A 22,240-nucleotide genomic window follows, 5' to 3' on the forward strand; every position below is an offset into this window, starting at 1 on the left:
GCCGGGCGGTGGCGTGTGCGGGGGCGTACGGGCCGTACGCGCGGTCGTACGTGTCGTGCGTGCGCCATGGCGCATTCGTCATACCGCGGCGGCGAGCCTGTGGATAACTTCGAGGAGTGTCGGCGCGGACCCCTATCGTGGACGCAGTGGTGGAAGCACGCGGTGGTCGAGCCGTGACGTACGGGGGCTGGGCGATGTATGGGATCGGTGGCATGACAGAGATGGACGAGGGCGCGAGCCCCTTCGCGGACCCGGACCCGTTCGAGGACCCCTTCGAGGATCCGTTCGGGGACGAGGACCCGTTCGCGCCCGCGGAGGCTTCCGTGAGCGCGGGCACGCGTGCGGGCGTGGGCTCGGGGCCGGTCGGCTCCGCGGCCGCGGGGGGCGGCGACCCCGTGAGCACGCTGAACCGCGTGTTCGGGTACGACTCGTTCCGCGGCGAGCAGGAAGCGATCATCGAGCACGTGGTCGCGGGCGGTGACGCGGTCGTCCTCATGCCGACCGGCGGCGGCAAGTCCCTGTGCTACCAGATCCCGGCGCTCGTCAGGCCGGGCACGGGTGTCGTCGTGTCCCCGCTCATCGCGCTGATGCAGGACCAGGTGGACGCGCTGCGGGCGCTCGGCGTGCGGGCCGGGTTCATGAACTCGACGCAGGACTTCGACGAGCGCCGCGTGGTGGAGGCGGAGCTCCTCGCGGGTGAGCTGGACGTGCTGTATCTCGCCCCGGAGCGGCTGCGTCTGGACACCACTCTCGACCTGCTCTCGCGGGCTACGATCTCCGTCTTCGCCATCGACGAGGCCCACTGCGTCGCCCAGTGGGGCCACGACTTCCGCCCCGACTATCTGGCCCTGTCCGTCCTCGGCGAGCGCTGGCCGGACGTGCCCCGCATCGCCCTGACGGCGACGGCGACGGACGCCACCCACCGCGAGATCACCCAGCGCCTGGCCATGCCGGACGCCAAGCACTTCGTGGCGAGCTTCGACCGGCCGAACATCCAGTACCGGATCGTGCCGAAGGCGGACCCGAAGAAGCAGCTCCTGACGTTCCTGAAGGAGGAGCACGACGGCGACGCGGGCATCGTCTACTGCCTCTCGCGCAACGGCGTGGAGCGGACCGCCGAGTTCCTGTGCGCGCACGGCGTGCGGGCGGTGCCGTACCACGCCGGTCTGGACAGCGGGACGCGCGCGCTGCACCAGTCGCGGTTCCTGCGGGAGGACGGCCTGGTGGTCGTCGCCACGATCGCCTTCGGCATGGGCATCGACAAGCCGGACGTCCGCTTCGTGGCCCACCTGGACCTGCCCAAGTCGGTCGAGGGGTACTACCAGGAGACGGGCCGCGCGGGCCGCGACGGGCTGCCCTCGACGGCCTGGATGGCGTACGGACTGCAGGACGTCGTCCAGCAGCGGAAGATGATCCAGGGCAGCGAGGGCGACGAGGCGTTCCGGCGCCGCGCCGCCGCCCACCTGGACGCCATGCTGGCCCTCTGCGAGACCGTCCAGTGCCGCCGCACCCAGCTCCTGACCTACTTCGGCCAGGACCCCACGGCCTCCAACTGCGGCAACTGCGACACCTGCCTCATCCCGCCGGAGACCTGGGACGCGACGGTGGCCTCGCAGAAGCTCCTGTCGACGGTGGTGCGGCTGAAGCGGGAGCGCGGCCAGAAGTTCGGCGCGGGCCAGATCATCGACATCCTGCTCGGCCGCAGAACGGCCAAGGTCATCCAGTTCGACCACGACCAGCTGTCCGTCTTCGGCATCGGCGAGGAGCTGGGCGAGGGCGAATGGCGGGGCGTGGTGCGGCAGTTGCTGGCCCAGGGGCTGCTCGCCGTCGAGGGGGAGTACGGGACGCTGGTGCTGACCGAGGCGAGCGGGGACGTCCTTGGCCGGCAGCGGGAGGTGCCCATGCGCAAGGAGCCCAAGAAGGCCGCCGGCGGGGGGCGTTCGGGGGCGAAGGGGGAGCGCAAGGCGCGGGCCGCTGCCGCGGTGGCCGAGCTGCCCGAGGAGGCTGTGGCCGTCTTTGAGGCGTTGCGGGCGTGGCGGGCCGCGCAGGCTCGGGAGCTGGGGGTTCCCGCTTACGTCATCTTCCATGATGCGACGTTGCGGGAGATTGCTTCCCTGCGGCCCACTTCCGTGGGGGAGCTGGGGGGTATCGGCGGGGTCGGTGAGAAGAAGTTGGCCACGTATGGGGAGGGTGTGCTGGAGGTTGTGGCGGGGGTGGGGGCGTAGGCCCTGCGGGGCTTTCCCCAATCCCGCCCCTTCCCGAAACCGGGGGCTGCCGCCCCCGGACCCCCGCTGTCGGCCTGAACGGCCTCGTCCTCAATCGCCGGACGGGCTGGAAAACCCAGCCACACCGGCAAGGTTCAGCCCCTCCGGCGTTTGAGGAGCGGGGGTCTGGGGGCGGAGCCCCCAGCAGGGACCGCCTCAGCCCCGCGTCGCGGCGATGCGGCCCGATACCTCGCCCAGGCCGATGCGCGTGCCGTCCGGGCCGGGGGCCCACGCGGTCATCGTGACGACATCGCCGTCTTCGAGGAACGTCCGCTTTCCGTCGGGGAGTTCGAGCGGGTCGCGTCCGTTCCAGGTCAGCTCGATGAGGGAGCCGAACTGTTCGGGGGAGGGGCCGCTGACGGTGCCGGAGCCGTAGAGGTCGCCGGTGCGCAGGGAGGCGCCGTTGGCGGTCATGTGGGCGAGCTGCTGGGCGGCGGTCCAGTAGACGGTGGAGAAGGGGGGTTCGGAGATGACGTGACCGTTGAGGGAGACGGTGATGCGGAGGTCGTAGCCGCCGGGCTCGTCGGCGACGGACTCGGCGGAGTCGTCGAGGTAGGGCAGGAGCGGCTCGGTGCGCGCCGGCGGGGTGACGCGGGCGGCGTCCAGGGCCTCCAGGGGCGTGATCCAGGCCGAGACGGAGGTGGCGAAGGACTTGCCGAGGAAGGGGCCGAGCGGGACGTACTCCCAGGCCTGGAGGTCGCGGGCGGACCAGTCGTTGAGGAGGCAGAGCCCGAAGACGTGCTCGCGGAAGTCGGCGAGGGGCACGGGAGTGCCGAGCGTGGAGGGCGCGCCGACGACGAAGCCGACCTCGGCCTCGATGTCGAGCTTGACGGACGGGCCGAAGACGGGCGCCGCGTCGGCGGGTGTCTTGCGCTGACCGGTGGGGCGTACCACGTCCGTGCCGGAGACCACAACGGTGCCGGATCGGCCGTGGTAACCGATCGGCAGGTGCTTCCAGTTGGGAGTGAGCGGGGTGGGTGCGTCCGGGCGGAACATCCGGCCCAGGTTCGAGGCGTGGTGCTCGGAGGCGTAGAAGTCCACGTAGTCCGCGACGTCGAACGGCAGGTGCAGGGTGACGTCGGACAGGGGGTGGAGCAGCGGGCGGACGATGTCGCGGTGGGCCGGGACCGTCACCCAGGCGGTGAGGGCGCGGCGGACGTCGCTCCACGTGCGGCGGCCAGCGGCGAGCAGCGGGCCCAGCGTGGGCTGGGCGAGCAGCGAGACATAGGGCGAGCCGAGGGCGGCGGCGGCCGCGCCGGCGTCGAGGACGTACGAACCGAGCCGGACACCGACACGGCGCCCGTCCGGGGCGGCCGCGTGCCCGGAGGCGACGGGGGCAGAACCAGGCGCTGATCCGGGCGCGGAGTCCGTGGCGGACCCGGCCGGGGAGAAAACTCCGTACGGAAGATTGTGCGGGCCGAAGGGGTCGCCCTCGGGGAGATCGAGCGGGTTCTGCTCGGACATGCGTGCCTGCCTCGCTTTCCAATCTGAGTGCCTCACACGTTACGTGGGAAGCACGTCCGGGGGCAGTGTCTAAAGAGTTCGCAATGTCCGGATAAACCTTGGGTGGAATGGTCAGATCCTGCTTAGCTTCCTTGGGGGGACGCGGACAGGGGTGGGTCCGGGTTCGGTGCGGAGGGGACGCGTGGGGGGACCCGTGACCAATTCCAGTGGCCGTGGCCGTGTGGGCTTGCAGCCCGACCGTGAAGTGCCCGGACTCGTCGTGAAGTTCGGTGATTACCCGCTGCACCACGGCGGGGTGGGGGCGATCCGCAGTCTCGGGCGCCTCGGCATTCCCATGTTCGCGATCACGGAGGACCGGCACACGCCGGCCGCCGCGTCGCGCTATCTGACGCGGGCGTTCCCGTGGCCGACCACCGGCACCGAGGACCCCGCGTTCCTGGTGGAGGGGCTGCTGCGGATCGGGCGGCGCATCGGCAGACCGACGGTGCTGATCCCGACGGACGAGGAAGCGGCGGTGCTGATCGCCGAGCACCAACGGGAGCTGAGCGGGGCGGACTTCGGCGGGTTCCTGTTCCCGCGCGTGGAGCCCGCGCTGCCGCGGCGGCTCGCCAGCAAGCAGGGCCTGCACGAGCTGTGCGTGGAGCACGGACTCGCCTCGCCCGCGTCGGTGTGCCCGCAGAGCCAGGACGACATAGAGAAATTCGCGGCGACGGCGCAATTCCCGGTCGTCGCCAAGAACCGGGAGGCGTTCCAGCGCCGCGAACAGCCCGCGGTGAACGGCACCACGCGCATCAACACCCCCGAAGGCCTCCTGAAGCTGGCGCCCGGCTGGGGAGAGCGGCCCGGGGTGATCCTCCAGGAGTATCTGCCGCGTGAGCAGGCCGAGGACTGGGTCGTGCACGCCTATTTCGGCGCGGACTCGACGCCGCTCGCCATGTTCACCGGCGTGAAGGTCCGTTCCTGGCCGCCACACGCGGGCATGACGGCGAACGCGTACGTCGTGGACAATCCGGAACTCGCCGACCTCGCCGCACGTTTCATCAAACAGATCGGCTTCACCGGCATCATCGACCTCGACCTCCGCTTCGACCGCCGCGACGGTCGGTACAAACTGCTCGACTTCAACCCACGCATGGGCGCCCAGTTCCGCCTCTTCGAGAACGAGGCGGGGATCGACGTCGTCCGGGCGATGCACCTGCATCTGACCGGCCGCGCCGTCCCCGAGGGGGAGCAGCGCGCGGGACACCGCTATGTCGTGGAGAACATCGATCTGCCCGCCTATCTCGCCTACCGCCGCAGCGGCTATGTGACGCCGCACGCCCCGGCGCGCGCCAGCGGCACCGAGCTCGCCTGGCTCGCTCCGGACGACATGTTGCCGTTTTTCACCATGCTCGCGCGTTTGGTACGGCCTGGCGCGAAGCATCTGTACCAACTGTGGCGGACCAACCGCCACGGCAGCACGACCACGAAGTGACGGTGCGCCCGTGCGACGGCACGGCGCACATGACGTCCCGGGGAGGGACTTCGTGAATCAACCAGTTCAGCCAGACCAGCCATCCCAGCCATCCCAGCCATCCCAGCCACCCCAATCGGGCCATCCGGCCCCATCGCTCCAACCGGTCGTAGTCATCGGCGCGGGGCCCTACGGCCTGTCCACGGCGGCGCATCTGCGGGCCCGCGGTGTACGGGTGCGCGTGTTCGGCGAACCCATGGTGAGTTGGGACGCGCACATGCCCGCGGGCATGCTCCTGAAATCGACACCCGTGGCGTCCAGCATCGACGCGCCGCAGCGCGGCCACACCCTCGTCGACTACTGCGACGCGGCGGGCCTGCCCCGCCTGATCACCGACGAGGACATCATCCCCGTGGAGACGTTCGTCGGATACGGACGGTGGTTCCAGGAGAAGCTCGTGCCCGGCCTGGAGCGGGTGCGGGTGGTCTCCGTCGACCAGCGGCAGGCCGGTGGCTTCGAGGTGAAGCTGGATTCCGGGGAGCAGTTCGCCGCCCGCGCGGTCGTCGTCGCCACCGGCCTGTCCGGCCTCGCCCGGCTGCCGCGCGAGCTCGGCGCGGCAGCGCCCGACGGCCCTTCGCCCGCGGGCCCCGTCTCGCACAGCGCCCAGCACCACGACCTGACGCGGTACGCGGGCCAGGAGCTGATCGTCGTCGGGGCGGGACAGTCCGCCCTGGAGACCGCGGTGCTCGCGGCGGAGGCGGGCGCGCGCGTGCGGGTCGTGGCCCGCGGCAGGCGCTCGGTGGCCTTCGGCGGGCCGCCGTGGGAGCAGCCCAAGCTGCGCCCGGAGTCGCCGTTCGGCCGCGCCTGGTCGCTGTACGCGTTCAGTTACTACGCCCAGGCGTACCGCCATCTCCCCGCCGGCACCCGGCACTACCTCACCCGCCGCGTCCTCGGCCCGCTCGGCGCGTGGTGGCTGCGGGAGCGGTTCGAGGGGAAGGTCGAGGCGCGCGAGGTGCGGCGCATCGCGACGGCGGGCACGCGCGAGGGCCGCCCCGTCCTCACCGTGGAAACCCTCGGCGGCCGCTCCAGGGAGCTCACCGCCGACCACGTCATCGCCGCGACGGGATACCGCGTCGACCTCGCCGCCCTCAGCTTCCTCGGCCACGGCCTGCGCGCCCGCCTCGCCGTGAGCCGCGGCACCCCCAAGCTGGGCCCGGGGTACGCCTCGTCGGTGCCCGGCCTGTACTTCACGGGGATGCTGGCCGGGTCGTCGTACGGCCCGGTGATGCGGTTCGTGTGCGGCACGGAGTTCGCCTCGCCGCGGCTGGCACGGCACTTGGCGGCGGCGTACCGGAGCTGACGGTGCCCCGGTCCCGGCGGGGGTGAAGCGCGGCCGCCTGTCCCTGCCGACGGCGGCCGCCCGGCTCAGCGGCCGGAGTTCGCGCTGTCCGTGTCGTCGGGGAGTACCGGCATCGGCGCCGGAGCGGCCTCGCGCATGCGCTCCGGCGTCCAGTACTCCGCGGCGGAGGAGGCGTCGTGCGCGACCTCCTTGCTGCTCACGGTGTCCGGCTTCGCCCCCGGCGACGACGTGCGGTCGGTGCCGTCCGAGTCCGCCGCCGACGCCTGCCAGGCGAGCCCCGCGGTGAGCAGCGTGAGGGCGCTCGCGGTGGCGAGGGCGAGTTTGCGGGTCAGGGGCAGTGCCATGTCGTGCCGTTCCTTGTCGTCGGGTTCTTGCTCTTCCACGTCTGCTGTACGTCCTCCATGTGACGCGCGCCGTCGCCGACAGGTTCCGTCGCGCATCGGCGGTCACATTTCTCCGGCGCCATCCGTCAGGGCAGTGAAAGCAACTTGAAGGCCCTGAGGAAACGACGATGGAGATGGCGATGGAAACGCGTTCGATCACGGCTGAGGTCCCGATGGTTCCGCGGATGACCGAGGACCCGGCGGAGCTCGTCCCCGAACTGGCTGCGGTGTCGGCGGCGCTGTTCAAGGTGACCGGCAACGGCTCGGTGCCGCGCTCGACGATCAGTCTGGTGCAGTTGCGTGCGGGGCAGATCGTGGGCAGTACGTATCTGACCGTTCTGCACACGGGATTCCTGCGCAAGGCGGGGGAGTCGGAGGAGCGGATCACGTCCGTGGCGACCTGGCAGGACTCGCCGTACTTCACCGGTGCGGAGCGGGCCGCGCTGGCGCTGGTGGAGGCGGTGTTGCAGCCGGCGGCGCACGGCGAGCGGGTCTCCGACGAGCTGTACGCGGAGGCGGTCGAGCACTTCGAGGACAAGGCGCTCGCCACCTTGATGTTCGCTATCGGCCAGGTCAACTTCTTCATCGCCGTGGCGCTCATAGCCAAGCCGGTGCCCGGCCGGTCGTTCAACGACCCGTGGAAGTGAGGAGGCTCGCCGCCTTCCCGGGCGTCGGCCGCGTCGGGCTTTCGGGTGACTTCCGGTACGGGGGCAACCAGCCATCCGTACAAGGAAGTTCGAAGCCGGTCGGGTGCAGGGGCCCGCGTCGTCCCGGTGGCCGGTTCTGGGACGCCTCGTTCCGGTGAACCGGGAGTGGGGCGTCAAGTCCGACGCGCTAGTGCGCCCCGGGCGCGCGTCACCCGGCGTATCCGGGCCCACACCCCGGTGTCTGCCGGGAGTGCGCCGGGCGCACCCGAACCGTCACAGCTCCTGCCACACGGCTTACCGCCCGGCGTCAGATCCGTATTCTTCGGATCATGGCCGCTCCCCTCGCATATGCCCTCATCGCCACTGACCTGGACGGAACCCTGCTGCGCTGCGACGACACGGTTTCCGACCGGTCGCGCAGGGCGCTGGCCGCCGCGAGCGAGGGCGGAGCGCGGCACCTTGTCGTCACCGGGCGCCCCGCGCCCCGCGTGCGCCCGCTCCTCGAGGAGCTGGGCTGCGACGGGCTCGCCGTGTGCGGGCAGGGGGCGCAGCTCTACGACGCGGGCAGCGGCCGCATGGTGTGGTCGGTGACGCTGGACCGCGAGCTCGCGGAGGCGGCGCTCGGGAAGATCGAGGCCGAGGTCGGGCAGGTCTTCGCGGCCGTCGACCAGGACGGGGTCGACGGGCTGACGCTGATCGAGCCCGGGTACGAGATGCCGCACCCGACGCTGCCCGCCGTGCGGGTGCCCCGGCGCGACGTGCTGTGGGAGGAGCCGATCAGCAAGGTGCTGCTGCGGCACCCGGCCCTCGCGGACGACGAGTTGGCGGAGGTGGCCCGGGGCGCGGTGGGGTCGCTCGCGACCGTCACGATGTCCGGGCCAGGCACCGTCGAGCTCCAGCCGTGCGGGGTGACGAAGGCGACGGGGCTTGCGCTGGCCGCGGAGCGGATGGGGCTGCGGGCGGCCGACACGATCGCCTTCGGTGACATGCCGAACGACATCCCGATGTTCGCGTGGGCCGCGCACGGCGTGGCCATGGCCAACGCCCACCATGAACTCAAGGCGGTCGCGGACGAGTTGACGGCGTCCAACGAGGAGGACGGGATCGCGGTGGTGCTGGAGCGGCTGGTGGGGTGAGGGGCGGCTGCGCGCCGCGTGTTCGGGGCCGCAGGTGTGGCCGGTCACTGAGCGCGCCGGGGTCGGGCGGGGGCGTCGGGCTCAGCGGCGTGTGTGGCTCGTGTGCCGCAGGCGGTGTACGTGACTCATGCGCCGTAGGCGGTGTACGTGGCTCCCGGGCCGTGATGGGCGAGTGGCCGGAAACGTACGCGAGGTGGATGTCTGGCCGGATGCCGTCAGGTGGCGGAGGTGGAGGCTCCGGTTCGGTGGGCGGGGCAGGGTGCCGCTGTCGGGGTCGGCAGGGTCCGCCGCCGGACCCTCGTCCGGACCCTCGGCCGGTCCGGCGCTCCGTCCGGGGACCGGTCCGCCGGTGTCGGGCGGCCGTCCGTGGGGCGGCAGGCATCACTCGCTTCATGTGGGGCACATCGTTGCCTGTGGAGTAATTCGGTCATTCCATGTCTATCGGGCAGGCTGGTCTCCCTTGCTCGGGCAGGCGCTCGCTGTGATCGAAAGGCGACCGGATACGCTGACTTGAGTGATGGCAGCGACACATCGACAAACCGTGTCATCGACGAATGATCGACCGAGTGATCGACTTGTGATCGTCAGCAGACAGGAGAACCCCTCGTGACCGTCGTCGGGCCCTTCGGGCTGAGCGTGCGGGACCAGGCTCTCGAAGCCGATGTCCAGGCCGGGTTGGCGGCTGTCGAGGAAGGCCTGCTCGAGGCCACCAAGAGCGAGGTCCCCTTCATCACCGAGGCCGCGCAGCACCTCGTGCGCGCGGGCGGCAAACGTTTTCGGCCACTCCTTGTGATGCTCGCGGCCCAGTTCGGTGATCCGTACGCGCCCGGAGTCGTGCCGTCCGCCGTGGTCGTGGAGCTGACGCACCTCGCGACGCTCTACCACGACGACGTGATGGACGAGGCCGATGTGCGCCGGGGAGTGGCGAGCGCCAACCAGCGCTGGGGCAACTCCGTGGCCGTCCTCACCGGCGACTTCCTGTTCGCGCGCGCGTCCCACACGCTGGCCGATCTCGGGCCCGAGGCCGTCCGGATCCAGGCCGAGGCGTTCGAGCGCCTTGTCACCGGGCAGATCTTGGAGACGGCCGGGCCGTCCGACGGGCGGGACCCCGTCGACCACTATCTCGAGGTCCTTGCCGGGAAGACCGGCTCGCTGGTCGCGGTCGCGTGCCGCTTCGGCGCGATGATGTCGGGCGCCGACGAGACCGTGGTGGACGTGCTCACCCAGTACGGGGAGCGCCTTGGGGTCGCCTTCCAGCTCGCGGACGACGTCCTTGACATCGCTTCCGAGTCGACGGAGTCCGGGAAGACGCCGGGCACGGATCTGCGTGAGGGCATTCCCACGCTGCCGGTGCTGCGGCTGCGGGAGCGGGTCGCCCGGCTTGGGCTCGCGGAGGACGTCGCGCTGTGCGAGCTGCTCGACTCCGACCTCACGGACGACGCGCGGCACGCGGAGGCGCTGGCCCGGCTGCGGGTGCATCCGGCTCTCGAGCAGGCTCGACGGGACACCGTGCGGTACGCCGAGGAGGCTCGGGCCGCGCTGGCCCCGCTGCCCGAGTGCGACTCCAAGGCGTCGTTGGTCGAGCTCTGTGACCTGGTGGTCCACCGGGCTGGTTGAGGCTCGGGGCCTCGCCCTCACCGCACCGACCGACGTGTGACGCACGTCACGTGAAAATGCTCAGCCTGGATTGAGTCCAGGCTCGGATCCGTTCCGTACTCATGCCCAGAAGCCGACGCAGGGGGCGTCGGCTGAGGAACGGGGAGATTTCACGCCATGGGCGCTATCAGTACTTCTACGAAGAACCGCCGCCGCACGCTGCTCGTCACCGGTGTCGCGGTCGCCGCGGCCGCCGGGGTGGCCGCCGCCGTCCTGCCCGCGACGGCGGACAGCGGGAGCGAGTCGCAGGGCTCCAGGAACGCCGCGCACGGCGGCTCGCACGGCGGGGACGCCGTCGAGGTGCAGAGCAGCACCGCCGCCCGCGGCGGCAGCCTCTTCGTGGCCAGCATGAACGGTGCCAACGAAGTGCCCGTCCAGGGCGGCCCCGCCGTCGGCGACAAGGACGGCGCGGCCCTGCAGTTCGTGAAGGTCAAGGGCGACAAGGTCAGCGTCACCGTGAAGTGGCGCGGCACCGCCAAGCCCTCCGCCCTGCACATCCACCAGGGCGCCAAGGGAACCAACGGCGGCATCAAGGTCGACTTCACCAAGCTGCTCGCCAAGGCCAAGCACCAGCGCGTGACCGGCACGGTCAAGGTCAAGGATGCCGCCCTGCTCAAGCAGCTCAAGGCGAACCCGAACGGCTTCTACGCCAACCTGCACACCGCAGAGTTCCCCGGCGGAGCCGTCCGCGGCCAGCTCCACAAGGTCACCGCGAACGTCTCCCTGGACGCGGCCGCGCGCAGCTTCCAGGCGTCCGTGGTCAAGGGCAAGCAGATCTACCAGTGCAAGAAGGCCGAGGACGGCTCGGGCGGCTTCACCTTCCAGCAGCGTGACGTCCGCGCGACCCTCGGCGGCCACATCGCCCACGACTTCGTCGCCCCGAACTCCGGCACCCCCCGCTGGGTCGCCCCCGACCGCAGCGGCGTCACCGGCAAGCTGATCTCCAAGACGCCCAACGGCAAGAAGAACATCGCCGAACTCGACCTGAAGGCCAAGCAGGTCGGCAAGAAGCGCGGGCTGCTCGCGGGCGCGACCGAGATCCTGCGGCTCAACACCGTCGGAGGCGTCCAGCCGTCCGGCAGCTGCAAGCCCGGCAGCATCACGTCGGTGCCGTACGGCGCGGACTACGTCTTCGTGCAGCGCTAAACGCTTCGCTGGATGTGCGGTGCGAAACCTGCGGGCCGTCAGTGGCTGGTCGCGCAGTTCCCCGCGCCCCTTCAGGGCGCTCTTCGTACCGCAGTGCCAGCTCAGACCACGTGACGTACGTGCGGAACTCCCCCGTGACGCACCGATCGTCACCACCCAGGGCGGCGCCTCCCCTTACGGGACGGGGGAGGCGCCGCCCCTTTTTGTCATCCCAGAGCAGTACGCCGAGTTGCTCCCGCGGTCTGACGCTTCTGGCTGGCCGATTTGGTCGGATGGAGACAGCCGAAAGCCAACAGGGACAACCACTCCTGACCAATTCGGGTGAGAATGGCGGCGCGGGGTGGACGAGTGCACGCGAGGACGGAACGCCGCCGCCGACGACGGAGGTAAGGCACACAATGGCACCGTACGAACCGGAGCAGGACACCAACGAGGCGGACGAGTTGAGCGCGGGCCGACGCAAGGCCGCCCGCTATGTCGTCCCGCTCGCGGTGGCGGGGGTGGCCGCGGCGACCATCGGGCTCGTCCCGGCGCTCGCCACCTCGGGCGACCCGGATCTGAAGGACATCACCGCCCAGGAACTCATCGAGAAGATCGCCGCGTCGGACACCGAGCAGCTCTCCGGCACGGTGAAGATCAGCACCGACCTGGGCCTGCCGTCGTTCGGCGGCTCCGGCCTGGCCGGCGGCTTCGGTCCTGGCGCCGGTGGCGGCGGGGGTGAGGGCGGCAAGGGCTCGGCCGCAGACCCCAGCGCCAAGCTGATGGAGCTGGCATCCGGCACGCACACGCTGCGCGTCGCCGCCGACGGCCCGGACAAGCAGAAGCTGTCGGTGCTCGACGACGCCGCCGAGTACAGCCTGATCCACAACGGCGACGACGTATGGGCGTACGACAGCGCGTCGAACGAGGCGTACCACTCGAAGGAGGCGGGCAAGCAGGAAGGCCGAAAGGGCGAGAAGGAGCTGGGCAAGGAACTCCCCGCCACGCCCAAGGAGTTCGCCGAGCAGGCCCTGAAGGCCGCCGACAAGTCCAGGACGTCCGTGAAGGTCGACGGCAGCGCGCAGGTCGCGGGCCGTGACGCCTACCGCCTGGTGCTCAAGCCGAAGGAGTCCGGTTCGACGGTCGGCCAGATCACCATCGCGGTGGACGCGAAGACGGGTACGCCGCTGAAGTTCACGCTGTCCCCGGCGGGCGGCGGTTCCGCGGTCGTCGACGCGGGCTTCACGAAGGTCGACTTCGGCAAGCCGTCCGCGTCCACGTTCGACTTCAAGCCCCCGAAGGGCACGAAGGTCACCGAGGAGAGCGACGCGGCCAAGGGCAAGGGCGGCGAGCACGGCGAGGGCTTCTCCGGCGTCGAGGGCGGCGGCCTGAACGTCATCGGCGACGGCTGGACGTCCATCGCCGAGCTGAAGACCCCCGGCGGCCAGGGCCTGCCCACCTCGGGCTCGGGCGCCGACTCAGGCGACGTACCCCCGGAGGCCGAGAAGTTCCTGAACTCCCTCGGCGACCAGGTGAAGGGCGACTTCGGCTCGGGCACGGTCTTCAAGACCCGCCTGATCAACGCCCTGATCACCGACGACGGCAAGGTGTACGTCGGCGCGGTCACGAAGGACGCGCTGGTCAAGGCGGCGAACGCGGCCCACTAGGGGCGGCTCGGCCCACCAGGGCCGAAAGCCGTGAGCACGTGAGAGCGGGCGGCGGTTGGGAGGTACCGGACCGGTACCTCCCAACCGCCGCCCCATCGTTCAACGGGAGGAAGCCGGTGCCGAGCACCAAGGGCGGGGCCACGGGCAGCGTGATCGAGACGTTCGGGCTGACCAAGCGGTACGGCAGGCATCTCGCCGTGGACCGGCTCGACCTCACCGTGCCCCGCGGCAGCGTCTTCGGTTTCCTCGGCCCGAACGGTTCCGGCAAGACCACGACGATCCGCATGCTGATGGGCCTGATCGAGCCGACTTCCGGCCGCGCGAAGGTCCTCGGCCGCCCCATGCCGTTCCAGGCGCGCAGGGTCCTGCCGCAGGTGGGCGCGCTGATCGAGGGCCCGGCGCTGTACGGATTCCTCTCCGGCCGCGACAACCTCCTGCGCTACGACTCCGCCGACCCGACCGCCGACCCCCGCACCCGCCGGGCCCGCGCCGAGGCCGCCCTGGACCGGGTCGGCCTGACCGCCGCCGCGGCCAAGAAGGCGAAGGCGTACTCCCTGGGCATGAAGCAGCGCCTGGGCCTCGCGGCGGCCCTGCTGCAACCGCGCGCCCTCCTCGTACTCGACGAGCCGACGAACGGACTCGACCCGCAGGGCATGCGCGAGATCCGCTCCCTGGTGCGGGAGCTGGCGTCCGAAGGCACCACGGTGTTCCTGTCCTCGCACCTCCTCGACGAGATCGAACAGGTCTGTACGCACGCCGCGGTGATGACGCAGGGCCGGCTGATCACGCAGGGCCCGGTCGCCGAACTCGCCGCGGGCGCGCGCGGGCGGCTGACCGTGACGACGCCGGACACCGGCGACGCGGCCCGCGTACTGAAGGAACTCGGCGTGGCCGACCTGGTCGTCACCGAGGACCGCGTCACGGGCGAACCGCCCGGCGCGGACCTCGCGGACGTCAACGCCGCACTGGTCGAGGCGGGCGTCCGCGTCCGCGGATTCGGCGTCGAACGGGCCTCACTGGAGGACGCGTTCGTCGCGCTGACGGGGGAGGGATTCGATGTCGCGGGCTGAGGCCGACGCGGTGGCGGGAACGGGAACACCGGTACCGGGAAAGAGCGCACCGGCGGCACCGGAGACGGGAGCACCGGAAGCGCCGGGTCCGGCCGCCGGACCGGCAAGCGCGAGCGACAGCGGGCCCAGGCCGGTCCGCCTCGCCTGGACCCTCGGCCTCTTCCGCAGCGAGCTCTCGATCACGTTCCGCCGCTGGCGCACCCTCGCCCTGCTCGCCGTCCTTGCCGCCGTGCCCGTGCTGGTGGGCATCGCGGTCAAGATCGAGACGAGCGACGGCGGTTCGATCGGCGGCGGCGGACCCGACGGAGGCGGCGGACCCGCGTTCATCGCGCAGGTCACCAACAACGGACTGTTCCTCGTCTTCACCGCGCTCGCCGCGACGCTGCCGTTCTTCCTGCCGATGGCGATCGGTGTCGTCGCGGGCGACGCGATCGCGGGCGAGGCCAGCGCCGGAACGCTGCGCTATCTGCTCGTGGCGCCCGCGGGCCGCACCCGGCTGCTGCTCGCCAAGTACGCCACGACGCTGACGTTCTGCCTCGTCGCGACGCTGGTGGTGGCGGTGTCCGCGCTGGCGGTGGGGGCGCTGCTCTTCCCGCTCGGCGAGGTCACGACGATATCCGGGACGCGGATCGGCTTCGGGGACGGGCTGCTGCGCGCCCTGCTGATCGCGCTGGTCGTGGCCGCCTCACTGATCGGTGTGGCCGCGCTCGGTCTGTTCGTGTCGACGCTGACGAGCAGCGGCATCGCCGCGATGGCGACGACGGTCGGGCTGCTCATCACCGTCCAGATCATCGACCAGATCCCGCAGCTGCACGCGGTCCACCCGTATCTGTTCTCGCACTACTGGCTGTCCTTCGCCGACCTGATGCGCGACCCGATCTACTGGGACGACCTGGTCAAGAACCTCGGCCTGCAGGCGCTGTACGCCGGGGTGTTCGGCTCCGCGGCGTGGGCGCGGTTCGGGGCGAAGGACATCGCCACGTAGGCCTGCCAGTCGTACGCGGGCCTGCTCCTCGTACGAAACGGCCTACTCGTCGTACGAAGAAGTGCCGAACGGGAACTGGGCCACCGGCACGTCCTCCTGCGCGAAGAACGTCTTGGCGCGCGCAAGGGCCTCGGTGTCGTTCAGGACGTGGCCCGGCCGGGTGCCGTTGCCGAGCAGGACGCCGCCGAAGCGCATCGGGAAGAACGCGGCCGTGTTGAGCAGCGTGCCGACCAGCGGGTCGGCCGCCGCCTCGTTGCGGTCGGCGAGCGCCGTCACGCCCCACAGGGTGCGCTTGGCCATCTCGGCCTTGAAGTCGAGCTCCGGGACCTCCAGCCAGGCGTCCCAGAAGTCGAGGTAGCGCTTGGTGGTGGCCGAGAGCGAGTACCAGTAGAGCGGCGACGCGATGACGATGTCCGTGGCGGCGAGGGTGGCCTCCAGGAGCAGTGCCTCGGTGTCGCCCTCGGGGCGGGGGCGGGCGCGCGGGTGGTTGTCGTCGTGCCGCAGGTCCTGGAAGTCCGGGAGCGGGTGGTCGGCGAGGTCGATCCAGCGCTGCTCGACGTCCGACGGCAACTGCTCGGCGGCCTTGCGGGCCAGGAGCTCGGTGTTGCCCTGCTTGCGGGCGCTGCCGTGGACGAAGAGGAACGAGCGAGTCATGGGTGCCCCCTGGGTGCATACGCTTGCGTACGAGGAATGCTTGCGTGTGCACTATATGCACACGCAAGCATTCTCGTCCAGGGAGGCCAGAGGCTAGGAGGACAGCCCCCAGATCGCGTACGCGACCGCGTCACTGTTGCGGTCGAGCGCCGTGTCGTTGATGTTCGCCGTGGTGTCGCACGACGAGTGGTAGCAGCGGTCGAAGGCCTGTCCTGCCGTGCCGCCCCACTTCTGGGCCTGCGCCGAGGTCTTGGCGGTGCTGGCGCCGGCGAAGACGCCGCCGACCGGGACGCCCGCGTTCTTGAACGGCGCGTGGTCGGAGCGGCCGTCGCCCTCGCGGTCGGGCTCGGTGCTCACGTTCTTGGTCGCGTAGTAGTCCTTGAACGTCTTCTCGATGGTGGGGTCGTCGTCGTACACGAAGTAGCCCGGGTTCGGCGAGCCGACCATGTCGAAGTTGAGATAGCCCTTGATCTTCGTGCGCTCCGCGGCGGGCAGTCCGCGGACGTAGTTCGAGGAGCCGATCAGGCCCAGCTCCTCGGCGCCCCACCAGGCGAAGCGCAGGTGCTTGGCGGGCTTGTACTGCTCACGGGACACCGTGAGCGCGGTCTCCAGGACGGCGGCCGAGCCCGACGCGTTGTCGTTGATGCCGGCGCCGCGGCTGACGCTGTCGAGGTGCGATCCCGCCATCAGGATCCGGTTGGCGTCGCCGCCGGGCCAGTCGGCGATGAGGTTGTAGCCGACCCGGCCGCTGGTGGTGAACTGCTGGACGGTGGTGGTGAATCCGGCGGCGTCCAGCTTGCCCTTGATGTAGTCGATCGAGGCCTTGTAGCCCGCGCTGCCGTGGGAGCGGTTGCCGCCGTTGGCGGAGGCGATGGACTGGAGCTGCGAGAGGTGCGCCTTGACGTTGGCCACGGATATGTCCGGGGCGGCCGCTCGTGTGGGCGCGGTGGTGCCGGCGCCGGGGGACCCGGTGGCGGCGGTGGATATCGCGCTGGTCGTCAGGAGGGCGGCGGCGGCTATGACGGCGGCTGCCGCGCTGCGTCCGGATACGGAGAGTCTCATGTGGGGGGTCCGGCTTTCCGTGAGTTGAATTCCGAATGAGCCTGGAGTGCCCGATGGTGGAGCGCTGTTGAGTTCACGTCAAGAGCGGGATCCGGACGGCTTGTTCCGCATAGCGGTTCACTGGCGGTTCACCAGGCGTCGGTCGCTGCCGGTCTTTCGCGTTGCGGGGTCAGGGTCCTGACGGTACGTAGACCCGCCACCCCTGCGCGTACGTGTCCGGGACCGGGACCCGCTCCCAGTCCCGCGCCCACTCCGGCGCCGCGTGCTGCCGCAGCACCAGCACGTCGGGGCGCCGCTCGCCCCACCCCGGCTCCCCCTTCCGCGGCGCGGGCTCACAGCCCGCCGCGTACGCCAGTGGAATCACCGACGTGTTGCCCCCGAGCAGGCACGGCGGCCGCACCTCCTCCCGGTGCACCACCCGCGCCACCCGCTGCCAGTCCTCCCTCGCGGCCGACTGGATACGGGAGTTGGAGGACACGATCGACCCCTGCACGCCGAGATGCGCCGCGAGGAGCGCCGCGAGCAGCCCCCCGGCGAGCGCCGGCACCCGCGCCGCCCGCGCCCACCGCACCGCGGCGAGCACCCCGAGCGCCGCGGGCACCGCGAGCAGCGCGTGCGTGGGCAGCAGGAACCGCGGCGCGGTGTACGGCACGAGGGCGACGTACGGCAGCGCCGCGCACACCCCCACGGCCAGCGCCAGCCAGACCCCCGCCGCCGTCCGCCGGACCCGCCGCACCGACCACAGCCCGACCGGCACGAACACCACGAGCAGCACCCACCACCCGAGCGCGGGCGGCCGCACGCCGTCCCCGACGCACGGGCGGCACAGCAGGGGCCCGTCGATCGCGGTCCACTGGTGCAGCGCGGAGTCCGTGAACCGCAGCCCGCCCTGCACTTCGCTCGCGTCGCCGAGCCGTTCGCGTACGCCACCGAAGCGAACGTAAGCCTCGATCACCCACGGCAGCAGACCCGCCCCGAACCCGCCGAGCACGGCGAGTGCCCGGCCGCGCGAGCGCCACAGCGGCACCAGCGCGGCGGCGGCGAGCAGCGGCACCGCCACGGCGGCGCCGTCGTTGGGCCGCATCAGGGTGGCGAGCAGGAGTCCGGCGGCGATCCCCGTGTACGTGCGCGGCCCTGGGCGCCGGTGCAGGAAGAGTCCTGCGGCGCCCGCCGCGCCCATGGCGGTGTAGTGGTTGGGCATCGCGGCATTGGCGTAGAACACCGCGAACCAGAGGCTGCCGTACAGCGCCGCGGCGACCGTCGCGACCTCCGGGGTCCGGGGCACGGCCCGCAGCCAGGGCCGGAACCCCAGGTAGAGCGCGGCGGTGGACAGCGCCGTCAGCCACACCCGGAGCAGCACCACCGAGTCGCTCCAGAACGCGACGGGCGCGAGGAGCACGGGCACGCCGCGGGTGCGGGGCGCGCTGAACGGGACGCCCGGGGCCTGGTCGGGGGCGAACGGGCCGAAGCGGCTCGCGTAGACGAGCTCGTCCCAGCCGAGGCGCAGATCCAGCGGTACGAGGGTGAGCGAGGCGAGCGCGAACGCGGCGCAGACGGCGAGCAGGAGCTGGTGGGCGCGGTGTTCGCGGTCGCGACGCACGGGGAGGTCGCTCGTCGGCTGTCGCGTTTCGACCAGGTTCATCCACCAACGTTAAGGAAAGACAGGGTTGGGGCGGCAGCATCTTTATGGCCAGGCGTGGCGCCGAAGTCCTCCGCTCAGTGGTCCGCGTACGCGCCGAACACCTCCACTTCGTCGTCCGTGTACGCGCGGAACACCGACTCGGCGCCCGCCGCGGCAGTGCTGGCGCCGCCCGGTGCCAGGACACGCAGGTCCTCCGTGGTGGCGTACGACATCAGCCAGCCCCGCATCCACGCCGCGTGTTCGACCGGCGTTGCACGGCGGATCCTGGCCTCGGCGTCGGCGTAGTCCTGGGCGCGGACATGGCGGGTGATGACGGGAAAGAGGTCGCGCTCCTCGGCGGTGATGTGGTCGACGAGCACGTCACGCTGTGCGGTGAGGGCCTCGGCGAGGCGGCCCGCGTGCTGTGCCGGGGCCTCGCCGAAGAGCGTCGCCGCCCAGTCGCAGGCGTCCTGCAGCGGTTGGAGGGCGTCATGCTCCTCGGAGAGCGGCGCGAGGTCGACCGCCCCCTCGGCGGCGGCCGCGACGACCGGCCAGAGGATGTCGTCCTCGTTGCGGTGGTGGTGGCGTACGGCGGCGTTGAAGCGGTGTACGTACGCCGCGACGGCGCGGGCGTGCGCGTGGTCCACCGGTGGGGCGGTCACGCGGGTTGTCGTCCGGGTCCTGGTGGTGAGGTCCGTGAGCAGGGTGACGAGGCGGTCGATGTCGCCGAGGATCGCCCGGTGGGCGAGGCGGATGCCGGTGAGGTCGGGGGCCGTGGCTGTGGTCGTGGCCGTGGCTGTGGTCGTGGTGCGGTCGGCGGGCGAAGGCGTGCTGTCGGTCATGGCGTGACTGTGCGGCACCGTTGTCCCGATGGGGTCAACGATCGCTCAACGGCGCCGCCCGGTGCAGTTCGTCGCCCAGGCGGGCCACCCCGTCGTCGGTGGTCAGGGACGCGCCCGTCGCGTCGACCGCCCGCATCATCGGTGTCATCACGGACAGGCCGGGCTGTTCCGCGCTGAGGGTCACGTGCAGCCGGGACACGAAGCTGGCCACGGAGGCGGGGCTGCTCGGGTCCTCGGGGTCGCCCGCGTGGCGCTGGGCCGTGCGCATGGCCTCGTCGGCCTCGGCGGCGCGGCCCATCGCCCGCAGGGTCAGGGCGAGGAGGACGCCGGACATGTGGTGGCGCAGCGGGTTGCCGGTGCGGGCCGCGCAGTCGAGCGCGGCGCGCACGTCGGCCTCGGCGGCCGCGTACCGCATCACGACGACGGACAGCCAGGCCCGGGTGTGCAGGGCGCGTGCCTCGCACTCGTCGTCCCCGTGGGCCCGCGCCCGGTCGGCGGCCAGGCCCGTGATCCGGGCCACTTCCAGGTAGTGGGCGCGGCCCAGGAAGATGCCGCTGGTCGCGACGATGATCAGCAGGTCGATCGACTTGCGCAGGAACTGCGGCCCGGAGCCCAGCAGCTGCTCGACGGCGGCCGCGAGCAGCGCGTGCTCGGTGCGGAACCAGGCCCGTACCTCGTCGATGTCCGTGAACGACAGGCCGGGGTGGTGCGCCGGGCTGAGCCAGATGGCGGGCATCGGGGCGCGTACCGCCGCCTCGGCGGCCCGCACCACGCTGCCGAGCAGCAGGTCGAGTACGCGCATCAGCGCCGCTCGGCGCTCCTCGGCGCTCTCGGTCCGCTCCGCCTGGCGGCGCGCGTACAGCCGCAGCAGGTCGTGGAACCGGTAGCGGCCGGGACCGTACGACTCCAGCATCCCGGCGTCCACCAGTTCCTCGGCGAGCGCCTCCGCGGTGTGTTCCGCCAGGCCGAGCAGCGCCGCCGCGACGGGCAGCGGCAGGTCGGGCGCGTCCAGGAGGGAGAGCGTGCGGAAGGCGCGGGCGGGTCCGGGCGCGAGCGCCTCGTAGCCGAGGCGGAACGTCGGCTCCACGCGCAGCGTGCCGATGTTCAGCTCGTCGAGCAGCGTGTGCGTGTCGCGCAGGCGCGCGTCGAGGGAGGCCAGGGTGCGGCCGGGCCGGGCGGCGAGCCGGGAGCCGATGATCCGCACGGCGAGTGGAAGGCGTCCGCACGCGGCCACGAGCGCGTGGGCGGCCACCGGCTCGGCGGCGACGCGCTCGGGCCCCGCGATCGCGGCGAGCAGCGCGAGCGCGTCCCGCTCCGGCGGTACGTCCAGGTCGATGCGGTGGGCCCCGGCGAGCGCCAGGTCGCGGGCGCGGCTGGTGACCAGGACGGCGCAGCCCGCGGTGCCGGGCAGCAGGGGCCTGACCTGTTCGGCGTCGCGCGCGTTGTCGAGGACGAGCAGGACGCGCCGGTCGGCGAGCACGGTCCGGAAGAGCGCGGCCCGCTGCTCCAGTTCGAGCGGGACGCGGTCGGAGGGCGTGCCGAGGGCGATGAGGAAGTCGGTGAGGACGCTGGCGGGTTCGGCGGGGGTGCTGCCGGCGCCCAGGTCCACGTGCAGCCGCCCGTCGGGGAAGTCGGCGCGCAGCGCGTGCGCCACGTGCACCGCCACGGTGGTCTTCCCGACGCCGCCGGTGCCGATGAGGGTGGCGACGGTGACGGTACGGGCACCGTCACCGTGCCCGCCGCCGCGCAGGACGGCGCCGAGCTCGTCGACGACGTGCGTGCGTCCGGTGAAGTCGGCGGTGTCGGTGGGGAGTTGCTGGGGGCGGGCGGAGCGAGCGGGGTGAGCGGGGAGGGGCGCGGCGGGGGTTCGCGGCCGCGCCGGGGCCGGTGCGGTCGCATGGACCGTGGTGGCCGTGGTGGCCGTTGTGCTCGTGCCGGTCGCTTCGGCTCTGTACGACGAGTCGTTGCCCGCCTGGTACGGAGGGCTCTGCGGCCGGGGCTCGTCGGCCGCGTACGCGAGTTGTGGATCACCGGTGAGGATGGCCTGGTGCAGCGCCGTGAGGTGGGGGCCGGGGGTGATGCCCAGTTCGTCGCGCAGGCCGCGCCGGGTGTCCGCGTACACGGCGAGGGCGTCGGCCTGTCGCCCCGAGCGGTACAGGGCCAGCATCAGCAGCGCGCGCAGCCGCTCCCGGAGCGGGAACTCGACGGCCAGCGCGGTCAGCTCGGGCACGGAACGGGCGTGCAGGCCCAGGTCGAGCGCGTACGTGTGCAGCGCTTCCAGCGTGGTCGTGCGCACTTCGGCCAGCCGGTCCCGCTGGCGCTGGGCGTAGGGTCCGGGCACGCCCGCGAGCGCGCTGCCGCTCCACCGGCCGAGTGCGCGCGACAGCCGCTCGTGCGCCTCGCGCGGGCCGCCGCCGCGGGCCGCCACCGCGCGCTCGAAGCACACCGAGTCGACGGAGTCGTCGGGCAGGGGCAGGGCGTAGCCGCCGCCCACGGAGACGAGGACCCCGTCCGTTCCCCGGGCGGCCCGGCCGGGTTCGAGTACGCCCCGCAGCCGCGACACGTACGTGCGGATCGCGCCGAGCGCCCGCCGTGGCGCCTGCTCGCCCCACACCCCGTCGACCAGCTCCTCCGCGCCTACGGGCCTGCCCTCGTGCAGCAGCAGCATGGCGAGCACCGCCCGCTGTTGGGGCGAGCCGAGGCCGAGCCGCACGCCGTCCCGGTGGGCCTCGACGGGGCCGAGTAGCCGGAAGGTGAGATTCCGTGGCTGTGTGTGCGTGTGCGTGTGCATTGCGCGTGTTCCCCCGTGTCGCGTGCCGTGCGTTCCCCCTGATTGAGAGTAGATGTGCGA

General features: G+C 72.0%; 17 protein-coding genes. 10 read left to right on the forward strand and 7 right to left on the reverse strand.

Going from position 1 to position 22,240, the window contains the following annotated elements:
• Positions 1-212: 212 nt before the first annotated feature.
• The gene (recQ, locus tag IEY91_RS29420) at positions 213-2,225 is read left to right on the forward strand and encodes a DNA helicase RecQ (RefSeq protein WP_229697298.1); all 2,013 of its coding nucleotides are present in this window, start codon (positions 213-215) and stop codon (positions 2,223-2,225) included.
• Between the two features lie 195 nt (positions 2,226-2,420).
• Here recQ and fahA read toward each other — a convergent pair whose 3' ends face one another.
• Positions 2,421-3,728: a fumarylacetoacetase gene (gene fahA, locus IEY91_RS29425; protein ID WP_189176311.1), complete on the reverse strand. Its 1,308-nt coding sequence runs from the start codon at positions 3,726-3,728 to the stop codon at positions 2,421-2,423.
• A gap of 193 nt (positions 3,729-3,921) precedes the next feature.
• Here fahA and IEY91_RS29430 point away from each other — a divergent pair, with 193 nt between their 5' ends.
• Positions 3,922-5,202 carry a carboxylate--amine ligase gene (locus tag IEY91_RS29430; RefSeq protein ID WP_373288046.1) on the forward strand — a complete coding sequence of 427 codons (1,281 nt, stop codon included), beginning with the start codon at positions 3,922-3,924 and terminating at the stop codon, positions 5,200-5,202.
• Between the two features lie 154 nt (positions 5,203-5,356).
• Positions 5,357-6,541, forward strand: a complete 1,185-nt coding sequence (locus IEY91_RS29435; RefSeq protein WP_189176395.1) for an NAD(P)-binding domain-containing protein — start codon at positions 5,357-5,359, stop codon at positions 6,539-6,541.
• Between the two features lie 65 nt (positions 6,542-6,606).
• Here IEY91_RS29435 and IEY91_RS29440 read toward each other — a convergent pair whose 3' ends face one another.
• A complete protein-coding gene (locus IEY91_RS29440; RefSeq protein ID WP_189176312.1) occupies positions 6,607-6,924 on the reverse strand; it encodes a hypothetical protein in 318 nt (105 codons plus the stop codon).
• Between the two features lie 140 nt (positions 6,925-7,064).
• Here IEY91_RS29440 and IEY91_RS29445 point away from each other — a divergent pair, with 140 nt between their 5' ends.
• The 7 genes from IEY91_RS29445 to IEY91_RS29475 all read left to right on the forward strand — a co-directional run bounded on the left by IEY91_RS29445 (position 7,065) and on the right by IEY91_RS29475 (position 15,210).
• Positions 7,065-7,571: a carboxymuconolactone decarboxylase family protein gene (locus IEY91_RS29445; protein ID WP_189176313.1), complete on the forward strand. Its 507-nt coding sequence runs from the start codon at positions 7,065-7,067 to the stop codon at positions 7,569-7,571.
• A gap of 329 nt (positions 7,572-7,900) precedes the next feature.
• Positions 7,901-8,707: an HAD family hydrolase gene (locus IEY91_RS29450; RefSeq protein ID WP_164321878.1), complete on the forward strand. Its 807-nt coding sequence runs from the start codon at positions 7,901-7,903 to the stop codon at positions 8,705-8,707.
• A 606-nt stretch (positions 8,708-9,313) separates the two neighbouring features.
• Entirely contained in the window at positions 9,314-10,324 is a 1,011-nt protein-coding gene (locus IEY91_RS29455) for a polyprenyl synthetase family protein (RefSeq protein ID WP_164321876.1), read from the forward strand.
• Between the two features lie 156 nt (positions 10,325-10,480).
• Positions 10,481-11,509 (forward strand): CHRD domain-containing protein, encoded by a 1,029-nt coding sequence (locus IEY91_RS29460; RefSeq protein WP_189176314.1) that lies wholly within the window; start codon positions 10,481-10,483, stop codon positions 11,507-11,509.
• A gap of 398 nt (positions 11,510-11,907) precedes the next feature.
• Positions 11,908-13,155 carry a LolA family protein gene (locus IEY91_RS29465; protein ID WP_189176315.1) on the forward strand — a complete coding sequence of 416 codons (1,248 nt, stop codon included), beginning with the start codon at positions 11,908-11,910 and terminating at the stop codon, positions 13,153-13,155.
• Positions 13,156-13,271: 116 nt separating this feature from the next.
• Complete coding sequence (locus IEY91_RS29470) at positions 13,272-14,225, forward strand: ABC transporter ATP-binding protein (protein ID WP_164321870.1); 954 nt, start codon at positions 13,272-13,274, stop codon at positions 14,223-14,225.
• Positions 14,212-15,210, forward strand: coding sequence for an ABC transporter permease (locus tag IEY91_RS29475; RefSeq protein WP_229697299.1), 999 nt, complete (start codon positions 14,212-14,214; stop codon positions 15,208-15,210). Before IEY91_RS29470 ends, IEY91_RS29475 begins: the two co-directional genes overlap by 14 nt.
• A 42-nt stretch (positions 15,211-15,252) precedes the next feature.
• On the opposite strand, the gene IEY91_RS29480 is transcribed toward IEY91_RS29475, so the two are convergent.
• The 5 genes from IEY91_RS29480 to IEY91_RS29500 all read right to left on the reverse strand — a co-directional run bounded on the left by IEY91_RS29480 (position 15,253) and on the right by IEY91_RS29500 (position 22,180).
• A complete protein-coding gene (locus tag IEY91_RS29480; RefSeq protein ID WP_164321867.1) occupies positions 15,253-15,864 on the reverse strand; it encodes a flavodoxin family protein in 612 nt (203 codons plus the stop codon).
• A gap of 93 nt (positions 15,865-15,957) precedes the next feature.
• Positions 15,958-16,926 carry a M28 family metallopeptidase gene (locus tag IEY91_RS29485; RefSeq protein ID WP_189176316.1) on the reverse strand — a complete coding sequence of 323 codons (969 nt, stop codon included), beginning with the start codon at positions 16,924-16,926 and terminating at the stop codon, positions 15,958-15,960.
• A 169-nt stretch (positions 16,927-17,095) separates the two neighbouring features.
• Positions 17,096-18,568, reverse strand: coding sequence for a hypothetical protein (locus tag IEY91_RS29490; RefSeq protein WP_229697300.1), 1,473 nt, complete (start codon positions 18,566-18,568; stop codon positions 17,096-17,098).
• Between the two features lie 74 nt (positions 18,569-18,642).
• A complete protein-coding gene (locus tag IEY91_RS29495; protein WP_189176317.1) occupies positions 18,643-19,389 on the reverse strand; it encodes a hemerythrin domain-containing protein in 747 nt (248 codons plus the stop codon).
• A gap of 34 nt (positions 19,390-19,423) precedes the next feature.
• Positions 19,424-22,180, reverse strand: coding sequence for an AfsR/SARP family transcriptional regulator (locus IEY91_RS29500; RefSeq protein ID WP_189176318.1), 2,757 nt, complete (start codon positions 22,178-22,180; stop codon positions 19,424-19,426).
• Positions 22,181-22,240: the final 60 nt, after the last annotated feature.

Origin of the sequence: Streptomyces lasiicapitis (genome assembly GCF_014646335.1) — a bacterium.
In the GTDB taxonomy this organism is placed as follows: domain Bacteria; phylum Actinomycetota; class Actinomycetes; order Streptomycetales; family Streptomycetaceae; genus Streptomyces; species Streptomyces lasiicapitis.

Excerpts from the sequence above, each read along its gene's own strand:
- recQ (WP_229697298.1), top strand. The coding sequence starts at position 213 with ATGACAGAGATGGACGAGGGCGCGAGCCCCTTCGCGGACCCGGACCCG.
- IEY91_RS29480 (WP_164321867.1), bottom strand. The coding sequence starts at position 15,864 with ATGACTCGCTCGTTCCTCTTCGTCCACGGCAGCGCCCGCAAGCAGGGC.
- IEY91_RS29465 (WP_189176315.1), top strand. The coding sequence starts at position 11,908 with ATGGCACCGTACGAACCGGAGCAGGACACCAACGAGGCGGACGAGTTG.
- IEY91_RS29450 (WP_164321878.1), top strand. The coding sequence starts at position 7,901 with ATGGCCGCTCCCCTCGCATATGCCCTCATCGCCACTGACCTGGACGGA.
- fahA (WP_189176311.1), bottom strand. The coding sequence starts at position 3,728 with ATGTCCGAGCAGAACCCGCTCGATCTCCCCGAGGGCGACCCCTTCGGC.
- IEY91_RS29490 (WP_229697300.1), bottom strand. The coding sequence starts at position 18,568 with ATGAACCTGGTCGAAACGCGACAGCCGACGAGCGACCTCCCCGTGCGT.
- IEY91_RS29460 (WP_189176314.1), top strand. The coding sequence starts at position 10,481 with ATGGGCGCTATCAGTACTTCTACGAAGAACCGCCGCCGCACGCTGCTC.
- IEY91_RS29495 (WP_189176317.1), bottom strand. The coding sequence starts at position 19,389 with ATGACCGACAGCACGCCTTCGCCCGCCGACCGCACCACGACCACAGCC.
- IEY91_RS29475 (WP_229697299.1), top strand. The coding sequence starts at position 14,212 with ATGTCGCGGGCTGAGGCCGACGCGGTGGCGGGAACGGGAACACCGGTA.
- IEY91_RS29500 (WP_189176318.1), bottom strand. The coding sequence starts at position 22,180 with ATGCACACGCACACGCACACACAGCCACGGAATCTCACCTTCCGGCTA.
- IEY91_RS29445 (WP_189176313.1), top strand. The coding sequence starts at position 7,065 with ATGGAAACGCGTTCGATCACGGCTGAGGTCCCGATGGTTCCGCGGATG.
- IEY91_RS29485 (WP_189176316.1), bottom strand. The coding sequence starts at position 16,926 with ATGAGACTCTCCGTATCCGGACGCAGCGCGGCAGCCGCCGTCATAGCC.